This is a genomic window from Micromonospora sp. LA-10 (assembly GCF_051853095.1).
Lineage (GTDB): Bacteria > Actinomycetota > Actinomycetes > Mycobacteriales > Micromonosporaceae > Micromonospora > Micromonospora echinospora_A.
In genome coordinates, this window is sequence record NZ_CP195710.1 from 879,932 (window position 1) to 890,977 (window position 11,046).

9 protein-coding genes (1 of these 9 running past the window's edge) are annotated in these 11,046 nt (G+C 74.8%); 2 read left to right on the top strand and 7 right to left on the bottom strand.

From position 1 onward, the window contains the following. The 5 genes from ACSDG8_RS04210 to ACSDG8_RS04230 all read right to left on the bottom strand — a co-directional run. Positions 1–952 carry the 5' portion of a DUF6002 family protein gene (locus ACSDG8_RS04210; protein ID WP_210890996.1) on the bottom strand. 404 nt of this gene lie to the left of the window's left edge, so the window shows 952 of its 1,356 coding nt (coding positions 1–952); it begins with the start codon at positions 950–952; its stop codon lies beyond the left edge, outside the window. After that, positions 949–2,100 (bottom strand): potassium transporter TrkA, encoded by a 1,152-nt coding sequence (locus ACSDG8_RS04215; RefSeq protein WP_210942694.1) that lies wholly within the window; start codon positions 2,098–2,100, stop codon positions 949–951. Before ACSDG8_RS04215 ends, ACSDG8_RS04210 begins: the two co-directional genes overlap by 4 nt. Continuing rightward, complete coding sequence (locus tag ACSDG8_RS04220) at positions 2,081–4,708, bottom strand: amino acid adenylation domain-containing protein (protein WP_210942695.1); 2,628 nt, start codon at positions 4,706–4,708, stop codon at positions 2,081–2,083. Before ACSDG8_RS04220 ends, ACSDG8_RS04215 begins: the two co-directional genes overlap by 20 nt. Continuing rightward, entirely contained in the window at positions 4,705–5,718 is a 1,014-nt protein-coding gene (locus ACSDG8_RS04225; RefSeq protein ID WP_210942696.1) for a class I SAM-dependent methyltransferase, read from the bottom strand. The genes ACSDG8_RS04220 and ACSDG8_RS04225 overlap by 4 nt, the downstream gene beginning before the upstream one ends. A 161-nt stretch (positions 5,719–5,879) precedes the next feature. Then, positions 5,880–6,644, bottom strand: coding sequence for a thioesterase II family protein (locus ACSDG8_RS04230; RefSeq protein ID WP_247688123.1), 765 nt, complete (start codon positions 6,642–6,644; stop codon positions 5,880–5,882). A 352-nt stretch (positions 6,645–6,996) separates the two neighbouring features. Here ACSDG8_RS04230 and abc-f point away from each other — a divergent pair, with 352 nt between their 5' ends. Beyond that, the gene (abc-f, locus tag ACSDG8_RS04235; RefSeq protein ID WP_439427669.1) at positions 6,997–8,634 is read left to right on the top strand and encodes a ribosomal protection-like ABC-F family protein; all 1,638 of its coding nucleotides are present in this window, start codon (positions 6,997–6,999) and stop codon (positions 8,632–8,634) included. Between the two features lie 17 nt (positions 8,635–8,651). On the opposite strand, the gene ACSDG8_RS04240 is transcribed toward abc-f, so the two are convergent. After that, complete coding sequence (locus tag ACSDG8_RS04240; protein WP_210942699.1) at positions 8,652–9,674, bottom strand: sensor histidine kinase; 1,023 nt, start codon at positions 9,672–9,674, stop codon at positions 8,652–8,654. After that, positions 9,671–10,366 carry a response regulator transcription factor gene (locus ACSDG8_RS04245; protein WP_210942700.1) on the bottom strand — a complete coding sequence of 232 codons (696 nt, stop codon included), beginning with the start codon at positions 10,364–10,366 and terminating at the stop codon, positions 9,671–9,673. Before ACSDG8_RS04245 ends, ACSDG8_RS04240 begins: the two co-directional genes overlap by 4 nt. Before the next feature lie 102 nt (positions 10,367–10,468). On the opposite strand from ACSDG8_RS04245, the gene ACSDG8_RS04250 reads away from it, so the two are divergent. After that, positions 10,469–11,032 carry a DM13 domain-containing protein gene (locus ACSDG8_RS04250; protein ID WP_210942701.1) on the top strand — a complete coding sequence of 188 codons (564 nt, stop codon included), beginning with the start codon at positions 10,469–10,471 and terminating at the stop codon, positions 11,030–11,032. The last annotated feature ends 14 nt before the right edge of the window (positions 11,033–11,046 follow it).

Sequence of the window (11,046 nt, forward strand, 5' to 3'; positions counted from 1 at the left end):
GCAGGTCGGCGTCCTGCGTCCAGACGCCCCGGCTCTCGTCGAGCGTGTACGCCGGGCAGTGGTCCCGCTCGAACGAGCCGTGGCGCAGGCTGAGCACCATGTCCGGCGTGCCGAGGTGCTGCACGAGCAGGAAACCGGGCCGGTCGGCCGGGTCGGCGTCGCCGGCCGCCTCCAGTACGTCGCGGCCCAGGTTGTAGCCGAGCAGGCCGAACGCGCTGGACACGGCGTGCGCGTGCCAGCGGGAACCGGTGGCGGGCGACACGTCGGCTTCGAAGGCGGCCCGGGCGGCGTCGGCGACCAGGTAGTTTCGCAGGTCGAGCGTGTACCAGAGGGTGACGCCGTGCTTGTCGTACGCGGTGGCCGCGTACTCGTCGACGAACGCGCGGCCGAGCGCCTTCACGCCTTCCGGGTCCGCGCCGGTGTATCGCAGCAGCGGGTTCACCGCACGTGTCGCGGGATCGTCGGCGAGCGCGTCGTGGCGGAACTTGTGCCGGGTCGCCGCCGGCGCCAGCACCACGATGGACAGCTGCTCCGGGGTCACCAGCCCGGCCGCGTACGCGCGGGCCACCGAGTCGCGCAGCGCGACGCCCTTGTTGCCGGAGGTCGGGGTCACGATGCACAGCCGCTCGCCGGTACGCCGGATGTGCTCCACCGCGCGGGCGACGATCACCATCGAGGCGAACGTCTTCGTGGTCCGGGTGCCCGGGTTGGCGGTCAGGTCGAGCATCGTCAGGTCGTGCCCGCCGTAGTGGCCCAGCGGGGACCAGCTGACCGTGGCGGCGGCGTAGAACCCGCGTACCTCGGGGGTCAGCTCGGGCAGGTCGAAGCCGGGCGCGAAGCCGGGAGTGCCGGGCGCGTCGCCGGGGACCGCGCCGCACCGGCGCACCGCCGAGGCGATGACGTCGTAGTAGTCGGTGATCATGTTGCGGCTGGCCGGGGTGGTCACGGTCATCGGGCTTCCTCCAACACACTCCGGGCCGGCGCCGGCGGCACCGTTCGCAGATGGTCACGCAGGGCGGTGAACCGGCAGGCGATCTCGGGCAGCTCGCTCGCGTGCCAGCCGCCGGCCAGGTCCGGCCGGTACGACGCCAGCGCCGCCCGGGCGCGCTCCGGATAGCGGACGTGGCCGCCGCCGACCTCGACGCCGTCGCGGCGCCCGGCGGCGGTGTTCCAGGCGACCGCCTGCGCCACCGGCAGCTCGGCCGGCAGCCGCAGCTCGGTCCGGCCGCCGGTGAGCCGGACCGGGTAGCCGCCCGGCAGTCCCAGTGGCCCGGGCAGGCTCGCCGTCACCTCGTCGCCGGTGGCGAGCGCCGCCACCAGGGCGGCCCCGGCGTGCCCGGCGAGCGCGTTCAGCTCCGGCCGGGGCAGCGCGCGGTAGCCGGCGAGCAGCCCGGTGACGTCTGGGACGGGTCGGCCGTCCAGCCAGGCGCGTACCTCGGCGGTGTCCTCGTCGTCCGGGCCGGGCGCGGCGAGGTGGGCGTGGTGGCCGAGCACCGCCAGCCGGCGCTGGCCGGGACGGCCGAGCGCGGCGTCCAGGCACGCGGCGAGCGTCGCCACGTTGCCGATGCCGCAGCGCACCGGCAGGTCCCGTGCGGCGAGCAGCGGGTTGACCGCGTCCGGGAACGCGCCGTTGACCAGCGTCGCGCCGGGCGCGCCGCCGGCCAGCGCGGCGGCCAGCCGGGACACCAGCTCGGCCTGCAATGCCAGCGTCACGCCGAAGCCGGCCGCGGCGATCAGGTCCGTCCAGGCCGACGGCGCCGCCGCCCGCTCGTACGGCGACTGCGCGGACGCGGCGCAGACCAGCACGTCGGGCCGGAGCCGGGCCATCGAGGCGGCGTCGGCGGCGTACCCCTCCCCCGGCTCGGCGCCGGGTTCGGCGGTGAACGGCCGGGCGGTGACGGCGACGGGGGTTCCGGCGACTGTGGCGCGCACCCGCGCGGCGCGGGCGAGCGCGAGCGCCGCGTCCGGGTCGCGGGCCAGGACCGTCACGCGCAGCGGCGCCGGGGTGGGCGTCGCGGCCAGGGCGTGGCACAGCGAGCGGGCCAGCCGGCCGGCGCCCACCACGACGACATGCGGCGCGTCAGCGGACCGGGCTGACATCGCGTCCCGCCTCCGTGACCCGGTCGACCCAGTCGGCGAACGACCCGGCGCGCAGGCAGCTCGCCGGGGACACCTCCAGCCCGGCCATCTCCCGTACCCGCAGCGCCATCCGCAGCGCGGTCAGCGAGTGCCCGCCGAGCGCGACGAACGTGTCGTCGTCGTGCACCGCGTCGACGCCGAGCGTGGCCCGCCACGCCTCGCGCAGCCGGTCGGTGAGGGCGCCGCCGCCGGGTTCCGTAGCAGGCCCGGCAGGCCGGGGCGGTGGTGGTGGCAGCTCCAGCCGCGCGACCTTGCCGTTGGGCAGGCGGGGCAGCCGGTCGACCAGGACGATCTGGTCCGGGCGCATCGCGGGCGGCAGCGCCGAGGCCAGGTAGCCCTGGAGCAGCCCGGTGGTCAGCAGGTGGTCGGCGGGCTCGTCCCGGGGGGTCGCCGCGGGTGGCGGGTCCTGCGGCCGTACGGCGTAGACGTAGCTGACGTCGGCGTCCGCGCCGACGTTCCAGTCGCCGATGTCGTGCACCTCGAACCCGGCAGCGCACAGCAGCTCGCGCACCCGTGGCGTGGTCACGCTGCTGCGCTCGACCTCCAGGCAGACCTGGCGGATGCGGGGCCAGTGCTCGGGGCGCAGCCCGCGCAGCACGCTCAGCTCGGCGCCCTCGGTGTTGATCTTCAGCAGGTCGACGCGGTCCAGCCCGAGGCGGTCCAGCAGGTCCGACAGCGTCACCGTCGGCACCACGTGCGCCACCGGGGCGAGGCGGCGGCGGGCGTCCGCGAGGAGCGCCGCCTGTTCGGTCTCGTCGGCGTCGCCGCCACCGTTGCGGTAGTGCGACCGGACCAGGTCGGAGGCGGCGCCGGCCCGGTCGGCGCCGAGGCCGGACAGGTAGCTCAGCTCGGGGAACGAGGTCAGCTCGGCGGTGCCCACCGCGTCGGTCACGGCGGCCTCGACGATCGACGCGGACCCGGCGTAGAGGCCGAGGTTGGCGCGCAGGTACGGCAGGGTGTCCGGGTTCGGTTCGACCGCCACCAGTCGCACGTCGCGCGCCTGCCGGGACGCCCAGAGCGAGAACAGCCCGATGTTGGCGCCGACGTCGACGACCACGGCGCCGTCGCCGACGCGGACGCCGAAGCGGGCGTACTCGGCCTGGTCGAAGATCTGCCGGTAGAGGAAGACCGCCTCGTCCGGCGACGCCGCGGTGACCGCCATGCCGTTCGGAAGCGGGAAGCGCGGCAGCCCGCCGACCGCCGGGGCCTGCCGGGGCTGCGGCACCACGTACCCGACCAGGCGGGGGCCGTCGTCGGTGTCCGGGACTGTCACCACCACCGCGTCGTGCACGGCGGGATGCTCGCGCAGCACGGCTGCCACCTCGCCCGGCTCCACCCGGACCCCCCGGATCTTGACCTGGTCGTCGGCCCGGCCGCGGAACTCCAGGAAGCCCTGCGGCGCGATCCGCACCAGGTCGCCGGTGCGGTAGAGCCGCGCGCCCGGCCGCGCCGGGTCGGGGCGGAAACGTTCCGCCGTCCGCTCGTCGTCGCGCAGGTAGCCCAGCCCGACCGCGACCCCGCCGATCCACAGCTCGCCGGTCCCGCCCTCGGGCACCGGGCGCAGGTCGTCGTCGAGCACGTGGGCGGTGACGCCGTCGATGATCCGGCCGATCGGGGCGATGCTGCCCGCGTACGGCTCGGCGCAGTCCCAGTAGGACACATTGATCGACGTCTCGCTCGGGCCGTACCCGTTGAACAGCCCGCACGGCAGCACCTCGCGCAACCGCCGGACCAGCCGCATGTCCAGCGCCTCGCCGCCGCACAGCACCCGCCGCAGCGTGCGGCAGCCGGCGAACTCCGGCTCGTCGAGCACGTGCCGCAACATGGTCGGTACGAAGTGCGCGGTGGTGACCGCCTCCCGCCGGATCAGCCGGACCAACCCCAGGCTGTCGAACTGCAGGCCCGGCCCGGCGACGACCACGGTGCCGCCCGCGATCAGCGGGGAGAGGATCTCGTGCACCGACGCGTCGAACCCGATCGACGCCTTGTGCAGCACCCGGTCGTCGGCGCCGAAGCCGAACCACTCGTGACCCCAGGCCAGCCGGTTGACCAGCCCGGCGTGGTGCAGCACCACGCCCTTCGGCCGGCCGGTGGAGCCGGAGGTGAACAGCACGAGCGCGGCGTGCTCACCCGGCGGCAGCCAGCCGGTGCGATCGGTCAGGTCGGCCGTCGACCCGGCCCGCGCGGTACGCACGTCCCGCCACATGGTGGACGCGGGCGCGGCGACGGCGGGCGGACGGTCGGCGTACAGGACGAGCCGGGGCGCGGCCGCGGCGAGCATCTGCTCGGCCCGGCCGGAGGGCAACTCGGGGTCGATCGGGACCGCCACCGCGCCCACCGCGAGCGTCGCCAGCAACGACGTCACGTAGTCGACGGACCGGTGCAGGTACAGACCCACCAGGTCACCCGGCCGCACGCGGGCGCGGCGCAGCAGTTCGGCCGTCGCGCCGGCCCGCTCCCACAGCGCGGTGTAGCTCAGCTCGCCGTCCGGGCCGACGATCGCGGGCCGGTCGCCGTCGGCTCCGGCGGGCCGGTGCACCAGGTCGGTCAGGTAGCGCGGGCCGGTCACGGCGCTGCCTGCGGCCTCGTCGCCACCGCGACGATCGCCATCCGGGGCACCTCGGCGACGAACTGCCCGTCGGCCCGGTGGACCAGCGGACGGGCCGGCACGTCGTCGCGGCCGATCCCGGCCAGGTAGCGGGTGTGGTCGAAGTGGCGTGTCAGCAGCTGCCACACCTCGTCGTCGGTGAGCGTCGCGAAGTAGTCGCGCACGCCGTACATGTCGCCGACGTAGTCGCGCATGCCGGCGGACGCGGACTCGGCGCTGTCGGCGCGCACGATCAGTGGGTCGTACAGGTCGACGACGCGTACCGACAGCCCGGCCGTGGTGAACAGGCCGGTCAGCTCGGCGCGGCTGAAGTGCCGGTAGTCGTGGCCGCCGGCGGCGTGCGGGTGCACCACCTCGCCGAAGAACCCGGCCATCGGGCTGGACTCGTCGAAGTCGTGCAGCACGATCCGGCCGCCGGGCCGGACCACCCGGGCCGCCTCCGCCACCGCCTGCGGCCGCCGGGCCGCCGGGATGTGGTGCGTGCCGTACGCCAGCAGCACCGCGTCCACGCCGGCGTCGCGCAGGAACAGGAAGTGCGCGGCCTGGCGGACGGCGGGCAGGCCGTGGGCGAGCGCCTTGTCGACCATGTGGCCGGACAGGTCGCCGGTGATGAATGCGAGTTTGGACTCGAAGCAGGCCGACTGGCTGCTCGCGGCGCGGGCCACCGTGCCGTCGCCGCCGAGCACGTCGAGGATCAGCGTGACCGGGGCGGCGGCGTCCGGCGTGGCGAGGTCCAGCAGCCGCCGCATACCGGTCCAGCGGACGAGCGTGTCCCGCTGAGCCCGGCGATAGGAATCGCCCCGGCCGGTGGCGTCGGTGTCGAACTCGCTGACCGTGCCGGCCAGTTCCGCGAGGGCCGCGTCCGCGCCCGGACGGCCGAAGTCGAGCAGCTCGCGCAGTTGCGGGTGGAGGGTCGCCACGGTGTGCAGGTAATCGCGCAGGACCAGGGACGGAAGGTACGGCCGGCTCATGAGCACCTCGGCGCACGCGACAGTATGCCGCCTCGTCAGCGACGTCCCTTCGGCGAACGGATGGCGAACTTTAACACCGCTTCTCGGCCATTCACCAGGTCGAATACCGGACATTGTGGAAGGTCCGGCGCGGGTACGAGTCCTTACCTGCTCTTTGTCGCTTATTCCGCCACAGGGGTGTGACTGGCGACGATGTGTCGCATTAGGTCGATGATTTCCGGCAGATGGTCGGTAAGGAAGAAATGCCCGCCGGGAAACACGTGCCATCGCGGCTCGGTGACACATTCCCGGGCCCACCCCGCGGCCCGGTCCGGGTCCACGTGCTCGTCCCCGTCGCCGAGCAGCACGTGCACCGGCACCTCCAGCGGCGGCCCCTGGCGATAGGCGTACCGCTCGGACAGCGCGAAGTCGGCCCGCACCCCGGGCAGGATCAGCTCCATCAGGTCGCGGTCGGCCAGCAGCGCGGCCGGCGTGGCCCCGAAGTCGCGCAGCGCGTCGATGAGACCGGCGTCGTCCAGGTCGTGGACGCGCCGCCGTACCAGCCGGGTCCCCGGCGCCTCCGCGCCGCCGACCAGCAACGCCAGCGGTGCGGGCGCGCCCCGGCGGCGCAGCTCCCGGGTCACCTCGAACGCCACCAGCGCCCCCAGGCTGTGGCCGAACAGCAGGAACGGCCCGGACGCCCGCTCGGCGACGGCTGTCGCCAGCGCGTCCACCAGCTCCGCGAGGTCGTCCACCGGTGGCTCGTGCAGCCGGGCGCCCCGGCCCGGCATCAGCGCGACCTGCACCGACAGCTCCGGCGCGGCCAGTTCCCGCCACTGCGCGAAGGAGGCGGCGACGCCACCGGCGTACGGGAAGACGAACACCTGGGCGTCGCCGGTCGAGGATCCGGCCGGCCCGAACCAGCGGCTCGCAGTCACCTGGGACATGGCCAGGAGCATAGGGCTCGGAAGGTGGCATCGCCTGTGGCATCGTCGGCGGCTTCCTACGCGCACCGCCGGTCGGTGCCGCGTACGGTGGGGCCGGTCCACCAGTTCCGGCACGCCCGTCTCCAGGACCACCTGGCGACCACCGCCGGTGTTACGGTGGACCGGAGTGATCCAGTGGCGATCAGGCAGGCAGGGAGACCAGACATGGCGGGTGACGACGACATCTCCGGGTGAGACCGGACATGTGACCGACCGCAGGCAGGCGCCGTGGTCGTGTCGTCGTACCCCGAGACCGTGTCCCCCGCCGGGCGGCTGAGGTCCGCCCGCCCTCATCTTCGAGGTCGTCTTCCTGATGTCCGATTCCTTCGTCGTCTGCTCGAACCTGACCTTCTCCTGGCCGGACGACACCCCGGTCTTCCAGAACCTCTCCTTCACCCTCGGCGCGGGCCGGACCGGCCTGGTCGCGCCGAACGGCGCCGGCAAGAGCACGCTGCTCAAGCTGATCGCCGGTGAGCTACGGCCCGCCGCCGGGTCGGTCACCGTGCACGGTGTGCCGGGCTATCTCCCGCAGAGCCTGCCGCTGTCCGGCGATCTGACCGTGGCGGAGGTGCTGGAGATCGCCCCGCTGATCGCCGCGCTGCACGCCATCGAGGCCGGGGACGCCGACGAGCGGCACTTCACGACCATCGGCAGCGACTGGGACATCGAGGAGCGCACCCGCGCCGAGCTGGACCGGCTCGGCCTCGGCGACCTCGCCCTGGACCGGCGCCTGGACACCCTCAGCGGCGGGCAGGTCGTCTCGCTCGGCCTGGCGGCGCAGCTGCTCAAGCAGCCCGACGTGCTGCTGCTGGACGAGCCCACGAACAACCTCGACCTGGGCGCCCGGCACCGGCTCTACGACGTGCTGGAGCAGTGGCACGGCTGCCTGCTGCTGGTCAGCCACGACCGGGCGCTGCTGGACCGGATGGACCGCATCGCCGAACTCGATCGCGGTGAGCTGCGCTTCTACGGCGGCAACTTCACCGCGTACGAGGAGGCGGTGCGCGCCGCGCGGGAGGTGGCGGAGAAGAACGTCCGCAACGCCGAGCAGGACCTCAAGCGGGAGAAACGGGAGTTGCAGGAGGCCCGCGAGCGGGCGGCCCGGCGGGCCGGCAACGCCGCCCGCAACCTGAAGAACGCGGGCCTGCCGAGGATCGTCGCCGGCGGCATGAAGCGGGACGCGCAGGTGTCCGCGGGCAAGGCGAACGAGATGCACTCCGGGCGGGTCGACGACGCCCGGGCCCGGCTCGACGAGGCCGAGCGGGCGCTGCGCAACGAGCGGAAGATCTCGGTGGAGCTGCCCGCCACCGAGGTGCCGGCCGGGCGCACGCTGCTCACCGCCGAAGGAGCCCAGATCCGGTACGGCGACCGGCCGCTGTTCGCCGCCGGTGGCGTCGACCTGACGATCCGGGGACCGGAGCGGATCGCCCTGCTCGGCGGCAACGGCGCGGGCAAGTCCACGCTGCTGCGCCTGATCAGCGGCGACCTGCAACCCGAGCAGGGCCGGATCACCCGGGCCGACGGCCGTATCGCGTACCTGTCGCAGCGCCTGGACCTGCTGGACTCCGACCGTACGGTGGCGGAGAACCTGGCCGCGTTCGCGCCGCAGGCCCCGGACGCGCAGCGGATGAACCTGCTGGCCCGCTTCCTGTTCCGCGGCCCGCGGGCGCACCTGCCGGCCGGGGTGCTGTCCGGCGGCGAGCGGCTGCGGGCGACCCTGGCCTGCGTCCTGGGCGCCGAACCGGCGCCGCAGCTCCTGCTGCTCGACGAGCCGACGAACAACCTCGACCTGGTGAGCGTCGCGCAGTTGGAGAGCGCGCTCGACGCGTACCGGGGCGCGCTGCTCGTGGTCAGCCACGACGAGCGGTTCCTCGCCGCGGTCGGGATCGACCGCTGGCTGCGCCTCGCCGACGGGCGCCTGGTCGAGACCGGTCCCCCGGACGCCGCCTGACCCGGCGCGGCGGGTGGTCAGGCGGGCGGGAGGCGCACGACAAACCGGCACCCGCCGGTGACGTTGTGCGCGTGCACCCGCCCGCCGTGCGCCTCGACCAGGCCGCGCACGATGGCCAGGCCCAGCCCGCCACCGGCCGGCGCGGGCTGGTCGGTGCCGGCGGGCGTGCGGGCCCGTGTCCCCCGGAACGCCACGTCGAACACCCGGGGCAGGTCCGCTTCGGGGATGCCGCCGCAGGTGTCGGAGACGGCGAACCACACGTCGCCGTCGTCGTGGCCGGCGTCGACGCGCACCGTGCCGTCCGGCGGCGTGTACCGCACCGAGTTGACGAGCAGGTTCGTCACGACGCGGGCGAGTTCGGCCTCGGCGGCCCGGACCGTGGGCCAGCCGGCCTCCGGGGCGAGCACGCGCACCCCCCGGTCGGCGGCCAGCGGCGCGGTGGCGGCGATTGCGTCGGAGACGACGTCGCCGAGCGGCACCGCGGACAGCGCGGGCCGCAGCGCGCCGGCGTTGATCCGGGACAGCTCGAACAGGTCGTCGACCAGGCGCGTCATCCGGTCGGCCTCGACCCGGATCCGGTGGTGGTACTCGGCCACCGTGGCCGGGTCGTCGACCACCCGGTCCTCCAGCGCCTCCGCCATCGCCCGCAGGCCGGCGAGCGGCGTCCGCAGGTCGTGGGAGACCCAGGCGACCAGCTCGCGGCGGCCGGCCTCCAACTGCCGTTCCCGCTGGCGGGCCTGGTCGGCCCAGACGGCCGCCTTCGCCAGCCGGCGGGCGAACGCCACGCCGACGCCGAGGCTGAGCGCCGCGGACGCCGCGACCGTCACGAGGACGACCTGGAGGTCGTGCGCGGACAGGAACATGGCCTGGGCGACGGCGGTGACGCCGGCCGTCACCGAGGCGATCGTGACCGCGAGCAGCACCGCGATGTGCGCGAGGATCGACCGGCGGCGCACCAGCCGCAGCGCGCCCACGCCGAGCACGCCGACGACCGCGCCGGCCAGCAGGGCGTAGAGCCCGATGACCAGCAGCTCGTTCACGCGGACTCCTGCGGCTCGTAGCGGTAGCCGACGCCCCAGACGGTGACGATGCGGCTCGGCTGCGCGGGACGGTCCTCGATCTTCTCCCGCAGCCGCCGGACGTGGACGGTGACCGTCGACTGGTCGCCGAAGCGCCAGCCCCACACGCGGTCCAGCAGTTCGGCCCGGGACCACGCGCGCCCCGGGTTCGCCAGCAGGAACGCGAGCAGGTCGAACTCCCGCACGGTCAGCGCCAGCGGGTCCCCGCCGCGCTCGGCGACCCGCCGGTCCGCGTCGACGGTCAGGTCGCCGTCGCGCAGCACCCCGGCCGGTCCCCGGTCGTCGCGGGCCGTGCGGCGCAGCACCGACCGGATGCGCAGCACCAGTTCCCGTGGGGAGAACGGCTTCGTCACGTAGTCGTCCGCGCCGACCTCCAGCCCGGCGACCCGGTCGGCCTCGTCGCCGAGCGCGGTGAGCATGACGACGGGCAGCTCCGGCAGCCGGCGACGCAGCCGCCGGCACACCTCGATGCCGTCGAGGCCCGGCATCATCAGGTCGAGGACCACGAGGTCGGGCGGCTGCTCCCCGGCCGCGACGAGCGCGTCCGCACCGTCGAAGGACAGCCGGACCCGGTAGCCGTCCTGTTCGAGATAGCGCCGGACGACGTCGCTCACCGTCCGGTCGTCGTCGACGACGAGCACGTAGCGCTCCATGGGCCTGACGCTACCCACCGGCGTCCCGGTGCGGCGGCCCGCGATCGGGCCGTAAGCGGACGGAAAGATCCGCCGGCCGCGTCCGGCCCTACGGTTCACGGCATGGGCAGAAGACGTGTGGTGTTGTCGGTGCTCGCCGTCGTGGCCGTCGCCGGTCTCGGGGTGAGCCTGTACCTGTTCCAGCCGTGGCGGCTGGTGACCGACCGCGAGGTGCGCGAGGCGCTGCCGTCGGTGACCGAGCCGCCGACGGCCGGCCCGAGCGCCCCGCCGGCGACCGGCGGGCCGCCCGCCGACGTGGTCCTCGCCGCCGGTGACTTCGTCACCCACGAGCACGACACGTCCGGCCGGGCGCAGCTGGTCCGTCTCGCCGACGGCCGCCGCCAGTTGCTGCTGCGGGGTCTGAACACGTCGGACGGTCCCGACCTGCGGGTGTGGCTCACCGATCGGAAGGTGCTGCCCGGCCGCGCCGGCTGGCAGGTGTTCGACGACGGCCGCTGGGTGGAACTGGGCCGCCTCAAGGGTAACATCGGCGACCAGGCGTACGATATCCCGGCGTCGGTGGACCTGGACGGGCTGCGCAGCGTGTCCATCTGGTGCAAGCGGTTCGCGGTGTCGTTCGGCGCGGCGCCGCTGGCCGCGGCGGTGACCGGCTCGGCGCCGGCCTGACGCCCCGGGCGGCC